Genomic DNA, 14,540 nt, shown 5'->3' on the forward strand with positions numbered 1-14,540 from the left:
TGAAAGGAATCCGGAATGATTTACTTTAGGTATCCTCATAAATATAAATATCCTTTTGAAGCTGAAGAGCCCTATTATCGTAATGACACTTACAAAGAAGATCTTAAAAAATCCATAAAACTGCAGGAACAAAAGCTTGCCCCTGCTAATTTTAGCATACAGTATCCATTTATAGATCCTTTAAATTATAAAGGAAGTGGTGTGGGTAAAGTCAATAATGAAATTATAAATCAGGTAAGTGAACTTTTTAAAAAACAGGTACTTCAAATTGGAGCTGTAGACTTTAATGAGGTGCTTGGAAATTATGAAGTGATGTTAAATAAAAATGGGATTTTAAGCATATTGTTCAGCATGTATATTTATGTAAATAGGGCAGCCCACGGTTCTACTTTGTATTCTTCTATGACAGCCAATGTAAAAACTGGTCAAATTTATAGTTTTAGTGATCTTTTTAATAGCAAAGTATATTATAAGGGATTTCTAGATCCTATAGCAAAGCAGTATATCAAAGAAAATAATATTACTTTAATTAATGAATACAATGGGATTACTGAAAATCAGCAATTTTATTTAACTCCTAATAGTTTAGTGCTTTATTATCAAATTTATGAATATACGCCTTATTATTATGGACTGTTTAAAATAGAAATTCCATATGAGAAAATAGCCAATATTCTGAGTCCTAGAGGACCTATAGCTAAGCTGATGAGATAAAAATATAAAGTACATGAATACGTTCTTGTAAATTCATGTACTTTATATTTTTATATCTATTTCAGAAAAAAATAATCATTAACATATTGATAGTATCCAAAAAAGATACTATAATATTTATATACTATTTGAAAAAAGTACTCTTTATAAGTAAACTGCATCTTAGCCTCTAAATCACTTGATAGGAGTACAAGCGATTACTTTAAAGGAGTTAAAATCTTAATGATATTAAAAAAATTTGATAAAAATTATAATTTTGTTTCTGTATTTAATACAGAAAATGGATTTTACATGAGAACGGGAATATTAAATAGTTCGGGAAAAGACACTGGAATAGAAGCATTCCAATCTTCTTTTCCCGAACTTATAGATATAGGAATTATGGGTCATTGTATTCATGGAAAATCTGGATTGTGCTTAAAAGCAGGAGTTCAATGCTATCAAAATGGTATGAATATACAGGATGAAAATATGAGTTTAGAAAATTATATTAGAATAATAGATGAAATAAAAGGAAAGACTTTTCAAGTAGCACTTGGGGGAAGAGGTGATCCTAATAAACATGAAAATTTTGCCGAAATATTGAAATATACATGGATGAATAATATTGTTCCCAATTATACCACATCAGGATTTTTATTGGATGAGGTGGAAGTAGAACTAACAAAAAAATATTGTGGTGCAGTTGCAGTTTCATGGTATTCTGAAGAATATACTATAGAGGCCATAGATATGTTTAAAAATTCAGGTGTAAAAGTCAATATTCATTATGTATTAAGTGACAAGAGTATAGAAAAAGCTTTGTATATGCTTAAAAATAATAGTTTTCCAAATGGAATAAATGCAGTTATATTTTTAATACATAAGCCTGTAGGTCTGGGAAAAGAAGATAATGTTTTAAAATATGAAGATATACCTGTGAGAAGTTTTTTTAGTAATATAATGTCAAAAAAATATCCCTTCAAAATAGGTTTTGACAGTTGTAGTGTGCCAGCACTAATAAATTTTAATAATAATTTTAATATCTGCAGTATTGATACCTGTGAAGCAGCTAGATGGTCTATGTATATTACTCCAGATATGAAAGCTCTACCCTGTAGTTTTGATCAGGAATTAAAATGGTCTGTGGACTTAAAAGATAAAAGTATAGATGATGCCTGGAACAGTGATATATTTGAAAATTTTAGAAATAAACTAAAAAAATCATGTCCCCATTGCAGGGAAAAAGTTAATTGCATGGGAGGATGCCCATTATGCAGAAGTATTATATTATGCAATAGAGAGGAAATGTATAAATTATGAAAATAAGAATGGATTTTGTTACCAATAGTTCTTCATCAAGTTTTATCTTAGGTGTAAAAGATGAACTGACAAAGGAAAAAATATTAAATATGATGAAAGTACCTGAAGATTCACTTCTGAGAGGATTAGCTGAGGAGTTTGCTTCTATTATTTATTCAAACTCATCAAAATTTAAATTAGATGAAATATTAGAAGATTACGGATGTGAGGATATTTCCGAATTGCCAGATATGTATAAGAAAATAATTGGTAATGATGAATTTATATTTTATGAAGGTGCAGTATCAGATGAAATAAGTAATATCTATAGTACTTTATGTCATATGGATTTTGATCATGAAGATGAAAATTTTATATTTTATAAGGAAGCTGGATATTAGAGAAGATACGAATAGTCAATTTGGATTATTGCCTATTCGTGTATATAAAATTTAACATAAACTGCCTTACCAATAACTTTGAAAGAATCTTCTTCTAGTTCTTCTTTAGACAAGGCTATAGGGTTATATTTATGATTTTCTGGTAATATTATTAAGTTATCTCCACATTTTAATACTCTTCTTAGTATAATACCCATATTTTTCACCTGTATAAGCATTAATTTATTATCTTCTATATAATCTTGTTTACAAATACACACTAAATCGTCTTTAAATATACGGGCATTTGACATGCTGTTATCTTTAACTTTGAAGAAAAAGTAATTTTTAGAAAGCTCCTGAGGCTTGTCAAAATATTCATATCCGCTGATATTTTCAGCGATAAATAGTGATGGATGATTTTTAGTAATTTGAAATATAGGAATCCTTGAGAGGTAATTGGATTCCACTTTTTTTATGTTTGTTACGCCAATTAGATAATCTATTGAAACATTAAAATAATCTGATAAAAGCTTCAGTGTTTCAATATTAGGTTGTAGTCTTCCAAGTTCATATTTTGATATATTTGCCTTGGTGAGATTTAAAATTGAAGCAATTGCTCCCTGGGTCAAATTGTTTTCTTCTCTAAGTTCTCTAAGTCTCATTGCAAAATTCATAACTGTACCAACTCCCAAGTATATTTTATAATAAATACAATAAAAACCATATTTTATTTCTAAAAAAGATATTACATTATAAAAGTTTCTAAAAAAGCTACTCACATTACTCGAAAATTGTCAAAAATATCTCCAGTAACAGCTTTGAGTAAGTTCCGGGCAAATACCTAGAGATATAAATTTCTAAATATCAATGAAGTATTTAAACTCATACATAATATGATAAAAACTGTTATAATTGTAAGTATAATAAAATAAAAATTAAAGGTGGTTTTTTATGTTGATTTCTGCCCCTGAAAGTGCACCATATAATGAGGCTAATGTATCTTGTGCAGCTGCCAATATTACTATTGCTGCCACTGAACTTGCATTTGGCTCTTGTTATGTAATTTCACCTCTGCCGGGATTGGATGTTGAAGTTGAACTAGACAAAAAAATTGGAGTTTCTGAAGGATTTGCACTTATTTGTGGTGTGCTGATAGGATATTCTGATGGAGATGCTTTTTCAGTAAAAAAATCTAGTACAAATAATGTGAATTACTGCAAATAGGCATTTTTTAATTTCAATATATCTATTTTGTATATTATTAAATTACTTTTTAGTTTTAAACTGCATGCAATATATGGGAAACAATTTTAATTAAAATATAAGATATTCTTCAAATAAAAATCTTTATAATAAAAGCCCTGACAACCCCAGGGCTTTTATTAATTAAGGTAAAACATAATGAGTGAGATAATAAAGTATTTTTATGAGCATTAATCATTATACCCAATCTATTATATTTTATATTTATTCTTATTGTTGTAATTAGAATTGTGATGTTCTGATAAAAAATAAAATTACAAAAATGTAAGATTCATATTTAAGTTGTAAGTCTAAAGTCATTGTTGTAGTGCAATTGAAGAAATATAATGAACTAGGAAAGGGTAATTACCTATGACAAATTATAAGTAAAGGGGTAAAAATATGGATGAGATATTGAAAGTTGAAAATTTATCAAAAATTTACGGTGAAGGAGAAAATAAGGTAGAGGCATTAAAAAATGTATCTTTTACTATAAATAGAGGTGAATTTATAGCAATAATGGGAGTTTCTGGTTCAGGCAAGAGTACACTTCTTCACATGATAGGAGGACTTGATAGACCAACAGATGGAAAAGTGTATGTTGATGGTGAGGACATATATAAATTAAATGAACAAAAGCTGGCTATATTTAGAAGAAGAAATATTGGGTTTGTATTTCAATTCTTTAACCTTATACCTGTTTTGGATGTAGAAGAAAATATATCCCTTCCTGCACTTTTAGATAAAGAAAAAGTAGATAAAAATTATTTAAATGAAATAATAGGCATGTTGGGATTGAAAGATAGGATAAAACATCTTCCTTCCGAGCTTTCAGGAGGCCAGCAGCAGAGAGTATCCATTGGCAGAGCTCTCATAAATAAACCTGCCCTGATCCTGGCAGATGAGCCCACAGGAAATTTGGACAGTAAAAATGGCAGAGAAGTTATAGAGCTTTTAAAGCTGTCATCTAAAAAGTATAATCAAACTTTAATTGTCATAACTCATGATATGAATGTGGCTGACCAGGCAGAAAGGGTAATTACCATAGGTGACGGAGAAATAAATAGGGGGTGATAAATACATGAAAAGCTATAAGGAAATAACAGATAAATATTTAAAACACAATAAAAAGAGAATGTTGCTTACTATTTTGGGGATAATACTTTCTGTAGCCTTAATAACCTCTGTAGGACTTTTTATAAAAAGCTTGCAAAATTCATTTATTGAAAGTACCATAAAATCGGAAGGTGGATTTCATGTCAAAATTTCAAATATAAGTAATGAGGATTATAATGAATTAAAAAACAATGCTAAAATTGACAGCATAGGTATTCAGGAAAACTGGCTGGAATGTGATGTAAATGAAGGTAAGAAGATAGAAATTGATAAGTTCGATAAAAATTCTCTGGAACTTTTGCCAGACTATTATAAAGCAATTAAAGGAAGGCTTCCACAGAAAGAAGGAGAAATAGCATTTGAGAACTGGATATTTAAATATATGGACAATTCTCCTAAGATAGGTGATACTATAAAGCTAAAAACAGCTAGTGGTCAGATGAAAAATTTTAAAATTACAGGAATTATTCCCAATCAAATTCAAACTCAGTATAACGGTATTGCTTTAGGAATGACCTATTCAAATAAATTTGATATAGAAAGATCAACAATATATATGACTATATATAAAAGTGGAGGAATACGTAATACTGTAGATGAGTTAAGTAAGAAATTTAAGGAAAACTGCATAAGTAATAAGCATTTGTTGGATTATTCAGGTGAGGGCAGCAATGATTTGAATAAAAGCCTTTATTCTACGGCAGCAATAGTAATAGTAATAATTATAATGGCTACTATAGCAATTATATATAATTCATTTCAAATAAGTGTAATGGAGAGAATTAAACAGTTTGGACTTTTAAGGGCCGTGGGAGCCACACCTTTACAAATAAGAAAAATAGTTTTAAGAGAAGCTTCCATAATAAGTGCAGCAGGGATTCCACTTGGACTTCTAGGGGGAATATTTGCAATGTTTGTGGTAAGCAAAGTATTTAGCATAATGTCAGGTACATTATTTGGGACTTTAAAAATAGTAATTCCATACTATGTACTTATTATAAGTGCTCTGGTGGGATTAGCGGCTGTATATATATCTGCATTTATTCCCGCAAGATCCGCAGGGAAGGTATCACCTTTAGCCGCCATAAGCAGTAGGGCGTATATATCAAGGGAAAAGATAAATAGAAACAGGGGAAGGATACTCAAAAAGTTTTTAAATATAGAAAGTGTTATGGCATTTAAAAATATAAAAAGAAATAGGAAAAAGTTTAGAGTTACTGTTTTTTCCATGGTAATAAGTATAGCCTTATTTATATTTTTCTCCTCTTTTATAAGTATGATGCAAAATTTCACAGAAGCTCCGTCTGAAAGTGATAAAATGCATTTTTGGGTTATTGGTATAATTGATAAAAGTGGTGATAGCTCCCTTAAAACTGATTTTATAGATAAAATAAAGAAAAATAATCTTGTAGATAAAGCATATATATCCTATGGAACCTACCAGTCAAATATTTTTATTTCTGATAGTGAAAAGAACAGTTATATAGCTGAAAATGCACCGGAAATATATAAAAAGGTAAGCGTTAAAAATGAAATTGTAAATTCTATGGATGCAGTTATGGACATATATGACCAGGATAAAATGACAAGTATTAAAAACTATATAAAAGAGGGCAGAGAAGATACTGATTACATGAAACAGGAAAATGGTGTTATCCTAGTCAAAAATAATAAAATGACTATAAATGAAAAATATTATAACGGGGCAATTACTAATTTAAAAGTAGGAGACAGCTTTTATATAAATAAAAATATGCTCTATAAAGGCATGACAGGTGAAGATTACACGGAAGAAAATAGTAGTTCCAATTTAACAAATTACAATATGGTTAAAGTTAAAGTAGCAGCTGTGGTGGAAAATGATCCCTATTATTTTTATAATGGAGACAACAAGTCTTTAAATATAATAATAACGAAGGACGTAATAAAAAATATAACAGGTAAAGATAAGTTTCCCATTAAAACAGCAGATATAACTTTGAAGAATGAGAAAGATGAGGATAAATTTAATGAATTTCTGCAACCCTTATGTGATAGTAATGGGGTAAAATTAAGAGATATAGTTAAAATAAATCAGGCAAGAAGGGCAGATTCACTTCAGCTTTTAATTCTTATGTATGGTTTTATAGCTGTAATATCTTTCATAGGGGCTGTTAATATAATAAATACCATAACCACAAACTTGGTTTTAAGAAGAAAAGAGATAGCCTCTTTAAGTGCACTTGGCATGACTTATAAAAATATAAGGCTTATGATTTTAACAGAAGGAGTTTTATATGGATTGTATGGTGCTCTTTACGGTGGAATTGTTGGAAGTTTGCTATCCTATGGATTATCTTTTCCTATGAGAAAAATTATGGATTTTAAATGGAGCATTCCATGGAGTATGATATTTATTAGTACAATAGCTGCAATATTTATCGGACTCATATCTGTAATTAAACCTTTATCAAAAATTAAAAAAGAAAATATAATAGATGTCATAAGAGAAGAGGATTAGTTATAATATATATTAGCTGATTATTACAACACATATTTTTAAATATGATTTTTAGTGGAGGTGGCTGCTAATTTGAGTAAAATATTGCTTCTTGAGGATGATAAAGCATTGGCTCTTGGAATTGAATTTACACTTTTAGATGAAGGATATGATGTTGTAAAATGTTCATATGCCAGGGAAGCAGTAGAGGCTTTCAATAGTGAAGTTTTTGATATTTTGGTATTAGACGTAATGCTTCCAGATGAAAATGGATATGATGTATGTAAATATGTACGTAAAAAAAGTCAGGTTCCAGTTATATTTCTAACTGCCTGTGATGAAGAAGTAAATGTGGTTTTGGGACTGGATATAGGAGCAGACGATTATATAACAAAGCCCTTTAGGGTAAAAGAATTTGTATCTAGAATTAAAGCTATTTTAAGAAGAACAAAAAGTAAGAATTATAAGCCTAAAATATTAAAATGCAAAGATATAGTTTTAAATACAGAAAGATTGGAAGTTTATAAAAAAGGACATGATGTGGCGCTTTCTATGCAGGAGTATAAATTGCTTTTACTTTTTATGACTAATGCCCAAAAAGTTATGAGTAGAGAACGGATATTGAATGAGCTCACTGATGGAAGCGGAGATTACTTTGATGCCAATACTCTTTCGGTGTATATAAAAAGGATAAGAGAAAAGATAGAACAGGATTCTTCAAATCCTGAGTACATAAAAACTAGAAGAGGTTTCGGGTATGAGTGGGATATAAAAGTTGAAAGGGAGTAGAATAATATGACTTTGTATTATGAAAATCCAGAACTTAAGAGGAGTTCATGTGTTATATTAATTCTGGCAATAATCTTTATGGTAATAAACTTTTTTATTCTCAATAGAGGTTATGAAAGGGTAAAAGAAGATTATATAAATAACAATGCAGCTTTAGTAGGGAAAATAGTAAAAATTCATCCTGAACTTAAATATGAAGTAGTATCTATAATAACAAAAGGCAGCAGTCAGGAAGATATTGAATTTGGAAGAAAGATACTTAACAATTATGATTATAAGGAAAATTTGAATATAAACTTATTACCTGAATTAAAAGCGGACTATAGTAATTTAAATAAGTCTGTGCTTTTTTCCATGGCTTGTTTTTTTATAATTGTATTTTTGATAAATAGTATTGAATATGTAAGAATGTATAAAAAACTTGAAAGTCTTATGTTAGCAGCAAAAAATATAATAGATTACAATTTTGATGTAGGTATTTATGAAAATACTGAGGGTATATTTGCAAAGCTTGCCCATACATTTAACAATATGAGAGTTATTTTAAAAAATAACTTAATTCAAATTCAGAAAGAAAAAAATTTTCTAATAAATACCCTGTCAGATATATCCCACCAGATAAAAACTCCTATTTCTTCTTTGATAATATATAATGATATACTTTTAAATAGAAAAATAAATGAAGAAAAGAAAATTGAATTTCTAAGGATCAGCCAGAATCAGCTAAATAGAATTCAGTGGCTTGTAAAAAGTTTGCTTCAACTTGCAAGACTTGATGTAGGAGCAGTAAAATTTGAAATAAAAAGTAATGATATAAATAAAACTGTAACAGAGTCTATAGAATCACTTAAAATAAAGTCAGAAAATGCAAATGTTGAAGTTGAATTTTATCCTGAAGAAAATGAAATTATGGTTAATCATGATCCAAATTGGATAAATGAAGCTATTATAAATATAATTAAGAATGCCATTGAGCACACTAAACCAGGTGGGAAAGTCCAAATATTTACGGAGAAATCTCAGGTATGTTCTAGAATAATAGTTAAGGACAATGGCGAAGGAATACACAGGGAAGAAATTAAACATATATTTGAGAGATTCTATAAGGGAAGAACAAATAGAAATGAAGAATCTATTGGAATTGGACTGGCACTTTCAAAATCCATAATTGAAGGAAATAAGGGTATGATTAATGTAAAAAGTAAAATGGGTAAGGGAACTACCTTTGAGGTTATTTTTTTAAACAGATTCATTTAATTTATCCATATATCAGGAATTAAAAAGAAAATATAATAGATGTCATAAGAAGAGAAGATTAGATATAATAAATTATATCAATTATTAAAGAAAGGAATGCGTATGATTTCTGATTTTTTACTGGTAGGAGGAATTATTTGTGCTGCTATAATTATAATGGTGGTTAAAGATAAAAAATCAAATAAATAGCATTCTATTATTAAAGCTGTAAAATAATAATGTGTTGATATATTTAATATAACCATCTTAAATATGTCAACATATAAATTTTAGCAGAACTTATCTAGGGGCGTAGTAATGCTTATCTCCTACTTTGAAGAAGGGAGTGCATTATAACATTTGCTTTTCAGCATATTTAGATTTTTTCATATCAATTCGATTACTATTTCTTATTTCACATCATAACCACTTTTTCTACAATTCAATTGAGAATTTTAACAAATTGTAAAATATAAAAAGGAATTTAGAACTTTTTGTAGAATATTTATAAAAAATGAATTTTGTGAGAACAAGTTGATATAGTGTTTACAATTTTAGAAGTATGAAAGTGTATTAAACATTAGAAAAAATTAAAAAGTATTGAATTTGTAGAAGTGGGAGGAGATTTTATGTCATATTGTTCCAAATGCGGGAAAAAATTCAAAGAAGAGGATGTGTACTGTTCCGATTGTGGAAGTAAAAGGGTGGATCTAGATGAAAATATACAAATTAGGAATAAAAACGTACAGAGTATTAAAGTAGATATTAATTTTAAGGTAGTTATGGATATTCTTATAAATATGTTTTTAAAACCAATTTCCACAGCTAAAAGATTTATAAATGACAGTAGAAAGGATGCAGTAATTATATTAACTATATTTATTGCAATTATGCATGGACTTTTGGGTATGTGGAGAATAAATCAGATTGTTTCAAGCATAAATTATATTGTAATAAAACTTGCAGGTAAGATACTTAAGATAATAAATTTGATTGTTCCTGGTGAATATTCTAGTTCAATAAGTAGTAACGATATTAATGAAATAACTATACAACTTGACAGGATGAAATCAATTGTAAAAATACCTTATGGAGAGATATTCCTACAAAATTTTATACTAATTTTAGTTTCAATATTAGTTGTTTTTATATTACTCTATCTGGCAAATACACTTTTATCAAAGAGCAAACCACGAGTTTTTCAATACTATAAAACAGCACTTATAGTTACAGTTCCAATTCTGTATTTTGAATTTTTTTCAATTTTATTTTCATACTTATCATTTAATATTGGACTAGCTATAGCTTTGTTTGGCTTTATAGTTTCATTGGTATGCTTTGTCATGATTATAAAGGAATCGTTAGTAATTCCTGAAAATTATACTTTATTTGTTGTTTCATTCATAGATTTGGTTACTATTATTGTTCTTATAGTGTGGTTTCAAAAATGTATGCCTTCTGTTATATCAAATATAATGTCTTCCATTATAAATGATATAAAGAGTTTAAATTTATAGTATTTAGTTAAATAAACTGATGATTTGGAGTGATAAATATGAAATTTTGTAATAAGTGTGGTTCAAAATTAGAAAAAGATGAATCCGTATGTCATAATTGTGGTTATAATTTTTATTCTGGAAAATATGAATTCGATGATAATGATACACAGATAATTGATACACAGCAATTTATAGATAGTGATAATTCTAACGAAGGACATATGCTTTTGCCAAGAAAAAAAAAGAATGTTATATTGCTCACTATAATAATAGGTATAATTATAATAGGTTCTTTTATTTTTATAGGTAAGTCATTGTCAAAACCATCTAGAATAGTGGCACGCTTTGAATCTGATATTTTATCTGGCAATAAATCTGATTTGAGCAATATATTTTATTCTAATGATAATAGATTAAAAATAGATAAAAAAAATAGTTCTTATTTGTTAACATATTTTAAGGACAATCCATCATATCTTAACAAAATAACAGATAATATGAATAGTCAACTTGAAAATGTTAATTTAATTAAAGAGGTAAGTGCCGATTCACGGAATAATTTTGATATTGTTGTTGATGGAAGGATATTGTTATTTTTCCCGAAATACAAGATAAATATAAAACCAACTTTTATAGATGTCAAAACGGGTATAAAAGATGTAGAACTATTTCTGGGCGATAGTAAGATCGGGAAAAGTGACACAGATGATTTTAGCAAGGAATTTGGACCTTTCATGCCTGGAAAATATAAATTATATGCAGAATATAAAGGGAAACACATATCCTTGAATAAAACCTATAATATTGATCTCGTAGATTCTACTAATGGAAAAGTGAGTGTGGATGTATTTAAAGATTTAAATTATGTAAATATAGATGGTGATTATCCCGATGCAGAGATCTTTGTAAATAGCAAGGATACCGAAGTTATGATAAGAGATGCAGAAAATTTTGGACCGGTGAATCCAGGAATGAAAATATATGCAATAGCTAATAAAAATGGAAAAAAGTTAAAAAGTAATGAACACACAGTAGTTGAAGGTGATAGTAATATTGATTTAAGTTTCAGTGATTCGGAGGCACAGCTAAACGGTATAGAAGCTCAGCTGCATAATCTTGTAGATATATACACTAATTCCTTTTGTCATGCTGTTAATTATGGATATTTTTCCGATGTAGAGCCTTATTTATATCCGGGAAGTAATTTGTATAATGAGCAAGCTAAGTATATTTTAGATACCTATAATAAAGGAATAAATGAAGATATAATGTCATATAATGTCATTTCTTATTCTATATCTGATGATAATAAGTCTGGCACTGTAACCACAGAGGAAGTTTATAAAATAACTAAAGATGGACAAAGTTCTGTGAAGAATTTTAAATATATTTATGGATTTAAATACAATGAAAATATGGGAAGTTATCAACTTTCAAGTATAACAAGTGCAAAATAGTTATCAATATTTTTAATGAAAATATGATTGAGAACTGTTTTGATTGGAACAGTTCTTTTACTAACAATATAGATATATTAAAAGATTTAGGATGTTACAGAAATTAATGAAGCTGAAAGAAGTAAAAAACATAAATTATGCTAATTCAGAAATAGCTTATATACGAACCTAATGAATACATTAAAATATCAAAGTGAAGTTTTGTTAAATAAATGAGTTTTTTCGTCGACCCCCAGTAGCGTAAAAAACCCCGGGGTTCGATAAATTAAAAAAGTAAAATATTACAGGGGTTTGTGATTCTTATTAACATTTAATTAATATGTTGATATTTTCATGAACCCTGTTATAATAGTATGTGGATGGGATTTTAGACTACCTATGAGGAATTGAAACTGGTTATGGGGCTTTTGGGCAAGCAGGCAGAATAGGGATTTTAGACTACCTATGAGGAATTGAAACTTTAGAAGTGCTCTTGAACTGGCTTTGAAGACCATAAGATTTTAGACTACCTATGAGGAATTGAAACTAGTCCCAGCACTTCCGTAAAATCTTTCCGTTCCTGTGATTTTAGACTACCTATGAGGAATTGAAACTTATGATTATCTTGAATTTCTAATTTACTAATTTCTGATTTTAGACTACCTATGAGGAATTGAAACTTTAAATGTGCTTGTCTCCATTGGGAAATTGGTATCGATTTTAGACTACCTATGAGGAATTGAAACTTGATAGGTACAGGTGTAGGACTTGCAGCGGTAGGCGATTTTAGACTACCTATGAGGAATTGAAACTGAGTTAGATAAATAATATAAAGACAGAGTGGGTAAGATTTTAGACTACCTATGAGGAATTGAAACCATAATCAAAAGAGTTATAATGGTCACTCACTGACAGATTTTAGACTACCTATGAGGAATTGAAACTGTATAACATTAACTGTTAATGAAAACCCTAATGATTTTGTTGACAGGCTTAAGAGATGGCAGAGAAATCCAGGAAGTGAACTAGGGTTTGAAAGTTGGTACCAAAATGTTTATAAAAAATCTTCCATGTATAAAATATGAAAACTATAGCAGCTAATAGTTGAATAATGGTAAAGTATACTTAATAATTTAATTATAGATAGTTAGTTCTATATTTTAGTTTTACTTTTATAGTAGAAAGGAATGATTAGAAATGAAAAAGGCTATATTAGGAGTTATAGTGATTGCAATAGTGTGTTTTATAGGAGTTTATTCATATACAAGTGTTACTGCAAAGAATAATTTTAGTATAAAACAACTATCATGGGATGCTAATGGTAAAGGTTGGACTGATAATTCTAAAAATAATAAATATGATGTTAAATTTGAAAGTTTAAATGGTAGTGATACTAAGGAAATAGTTTCAAAAAAAGATACCTTTAACATGAAAATTAATTCTAATATTGAGGATGGGAATCTAAATCTAAAAATTCACAATGATAATAGAGTTATATTCGAAAAAGATGGTTCAATTAGTAAAAAGAATATAAAAATTGAAAAAGACGATATTAAAAATTTAAAAGTTGAAATTACAGGTAAAGAAGCTAAAGGACATATTGTAATTAATATGAGCTAATTTGAGTTAATAAAAAAGCCTTAATAGGGCTTTTTATTTTGTTTAAGATTTTAGACTACCTATGAGGAATTCGAATTAATAATAAAAACTTCATAATTTTACCAATGCGTTTAAGCAATCCCTGGGTTGTTTTTTATAGTTATCATTTTTTGATGATTATGAGAAAGATTATTATGATATAATTATGTAAATAAAGTATTCCAATGCACAAAAATATAATTTGTGGAAAGGAGAATCACAGTTGGATATAAATGGTGTATTTTTATGGTATTATAATATTTGTAAAAGGGAATTGTGGCTTATGTCCAGAAAAATTGTACCGGATCAGCAGGACGAAAATGTAGATATAGGAAGATTTATACATGAAAATACTTATAAAAGAAATAAAAAGGAAATAAGTTTTGGCAATATAAAATTTGATGTAATATTTCGCTCCAAGGATAAGATGGTAATAGGTGAAACTAAAAAATCATCTAAATATAAAGAGGCATCTAAATGGCAGCTAATGTTTTATCTAAAAACATTGAAAGATACAGGAATACATGCCAGTGGGGAACTTCTCTATCCTGAAGAGAGAAAAAGAGAAGAAGTCATATTAGATGATACTTCAAATAAAAAATTAGCTGAAATGATTTCTGATATAGAATATATATGTAGTTTGGATAAGCCTCCTAGTGTAAAAAAGATTCCCTACTGTAAAAACTGTGCTTATAGAGAATATTGCTTTGCTTAGTCAAATTGGAGG

The 14,540-nt window shown here is 28.4% G+C and carries 13 protein-coding genes and 1 CRISPR repeat array; of the genes, 12 read left to right on the forward strand and 1 reads right to left on the reverse strand.

What is annotated here, in order from left to right:
- Positions 1 to 15 precede the first annotated feature (15 nt).
- From AB3K27_RS10090 to AB3K27_RS10100, 3 genes are all read left to right on the forward strand, one after another.
- Positions 16 to 714: an RsiV family protein gene (locus AB3K27_RS10090; RefSeq protein ID WP_368491055.1), complete on the forward strand. Its 699-nt coding sequence runs from the start codon at positions 16 to 18 to the stop codon at positions 712 to 714.
- Positions 715 to 936: 222 nt separating this feature from the next.
- Positions 937 to 2,016: a radical SAM/SPASM domain-containing protein gene (locus tag AB3K27_RS10095; RefSeq protein WP_368491056.1), complete on the forward strand. Its 1,080-nt coding sequence runs from the start codon at positions 937 to 939 to the stop codon at positions 2,014 to 2,016.
- A complete protein-coding gene (locus AB3K27_RS10100; RefSeq protein ID WP_368491057.1) occupies positions 2,013 to 2,396 on the forward strand; it encodes a hypothetical protein in 384 nt (127 codons plus the stop codon). The genes AB3K27_RS10095 and AB3K27_RS10100 overlap by 4 nt, the downstream gene beginning before the upstream one ends.
- 32 nt (positions 2,397 to 2,428) lie before the next feature.
- Here AB3K27_RS10100 and AB3K27_RS10105 read toward each other — a convergent pair whose 3' ends face one another.
- A complete protein-coding gene (locus AB3K27_RS10105) occupies positions 2,429 to 3,052 on the reverse strand; it encodes a helix-turn-helix domain-containing protein (RefSeq protein WP_368491058.1) in 624 nt (207 codons plus the stop codon).
- 277 nt (positions 3,053 to 3,329) lie between these two features.
- On the opposite strand from AB3K27_RS10105, the gene AB3K27_RS10110 reads away from it, so the two are divergent.
- The 9 genes from AB3K27_RS10110 to cas4 all read left to right on the forward strand — a co-directional run bounded on the left by AB3K27_RS10110 (position 3,330) and on the right by cas4 (position 14,528).
- Positions 3,330 to 3,602, forward strand: a complete 273-nt coding sequence (locus AB3K27_RS10110; protein WP_368491059.1) for a hypothetical protein — start codon at positions 3,330 to 3,332, stop codon at positions 3,600 to 3,602.
- Positions 3,603 to 4,022: 420 nt separating this feature from the next.
- On the forward strand, positions 4,023 to 4,694 hold the full coding sequence (locus AB3K27_RS10115) for an ABC transporter ATP-binding protein (RefSeq protein WP_368491060.1): 672 nt from the start codon (positions 4,023 to 4,025) through the stop codon (positions 4,692 to 4,694).
- A 7-nt stretch (positions 4,695 to 4,701) separates the two neighbouring features.
- Complete coding sequence (locus AB3K27_RS10120) at positions 4,702 to 7,236, forward strand: ABC transporter permease (RefSeq protein ID WP_368491061.1); 2,535 nt, start codon at positions 4,702 to 4,704, stop codon at positions 7,234 to 7,236.
- A gap of 72 nt (positions 7,237 to 7,308) precedes the next feature.
- Positions 7,309 to 8,004, forward strand: a complete 696-nt coding sequence (locus AB3K27_RS10125) for a response regulator transcription factor (protein WP_368491062.1) — start codon at positions 7,309 to 7,311, stop codon at positions 8,002 to 8,004.
- Between the two features lie 6 nt (positions 8,005 to 8,010).
- Positions 8,011 to 9,261, forward strand: coding sequence for a sensor histidine kinase (locus tag AB3K27_RS10130; RefSeq protein WP_368491063.1), 1,251 nt, complete (start codon positions 8,011 to 8,013; stop codon positions 9,259 to 9,261).
- A gap of 608 nt (positions 9,262 to 9,869) precedes the next feature.
- Positions 9,870 to 10,757: a zinc ribbon domain-containing protein gene (locus AB3K27_RS10135; protein WP_368491064.1), complete on the forward strand. Its 888-nt coding sequence runs from the start codon at positions 9,870 to 9,872 to the stop codon at positions 10,755 to 10,757.
- Between the two features lie 38 nt (positions 10,758 to 10,795).
- The gene (locus tag AB3K27_RS10140; protein WP_368491065.1) at positions 10,796 to 12,196 is read left to right on the forward strand and encodes a zinc ribbon domain-containing protein; all 1,401 of its coding nucleotides are present in this window, start codon (positions 10,796 to 10,798) and stop codon (positions 12,194 to 12,196) included.
- A 363-nt stretch (positions 12,197 to 12,559) separates the two neighbouring features.
- Positions 12,560 to 13,120: direct repeats of the CRISPR family, unit length 30 nt; unit sequence GATTTTAGACTACCTATGAGGAATTGAAAC.
- Between the two features lie 252 nt (positions 13,121 to 13,372).
- The gene (locus AB3K27_RS10145; protein ID WP_368491066.1) at positions 13,373 to 13,795 is read left to right on the forward strand and encodes a hypothetical protein; all 423 of its coding nucleotides are present in this window, start codon (positions 13,373 to 13,375) and stop codon (positions 13,793 to 13,795) included.
- Between the two features lie 241 nt (positions 13,796 to 14,036).
- Positions 14,037 to 14,528 (forward strand): CRISPR-associated protein Cas4, encoded by a 492-nt coding sequence (gene cas4, locus AB3K27_RS10150; protein WP_368491067.1) that lies wholly within the window; start codon positions 14,037 to 14,039, stop codon positions 14,526 to 14,528.
- The last annotated feature ends 12 nt before the right edge of the window (positions 14,529 to 14,540 follow it).

The organism is Clostridium sp. BJN0013 (assembly GCF_040939125.1).
GTDB lineage: Bacteria > Bacillota > Clostridia > Clostridiales > Clostridiaceae > Clostridium_B.

Coding starts and splice junctions, on each gene's coding strand:
- AB3K27_RS10090 (WP_368491055.1), top strand. CDS start 16: ATGATTTACTTTAGGTATCCTCATAAATATAAATATCCTTTTGAAGCT.
- AB3K27_RS10095 (WP_368491056.1), top strand. CDS start 937: ATGATATTAAAAAAATTTGATAAAAATTATAATTTTGTTTCTGTATTT.
- AB3K27_RS10100 (WP_368491057.1), top strand. CDS start 2,013: ATGAAAATAAGAATGGATTTTGTTACCAATAGTTCTTCATCAAGTTTT.
- AB3K27_RS10105 (WP_368491058.1), bottom strand. CDS start 3,052: ATGAATTTTGCAATGAGACTTAGAGAACTTAGAGAAGAAAACAATTTG.
- AB3K27_RS10110 (WP_368491059.1), top strand. CDS start 3,330: ATGTTGATTTCTGCCCCTGAAAGTGCACCATATAATGAGGCTAATGTA.
- AB3K27_RS10115 (WP_368491060.1), top strand. CDS start 4,023: ATGGATGAGATATTGAAAGTTGAAAATTTATCAAAAATTTACGGTGAA.
- AB3K27_RS10120 (WP_368491061.1), top strand. CDS start 4,702: ATGAAAAGCTATAAGGAAATAACAGATAAATATTTAAAACACAATAAA.
- AB3K27_RS10130 (WP_368491063.1), top strand. CDS start 8,011: ATGACTTTGTATTATGAAAATCCAGAACTTAAGAGGAGTTCATGTGTT.
- AB3K27_RS10135 (WP_368491064.1), top strand. CDS start 9,870: ATGTCATATTGTTCCAAATGCGGGAAAAAATTCAAAGAAGAGGATGTG.
- AB3K27_RS10140 (WP_368491065.1), top strand. CDS start 10,796: ATGAAATTTTGTAATAAGTGTGGTTCAAAATTAGAAAAAGATGAATCC.
- AB3K27_RS10145 (WP_368491066.1), top strand. CDS start 13,373: ATGAAAAAGGCTATATTAGGAGTTATAGTGATTGCAATAGTGTGTTTT.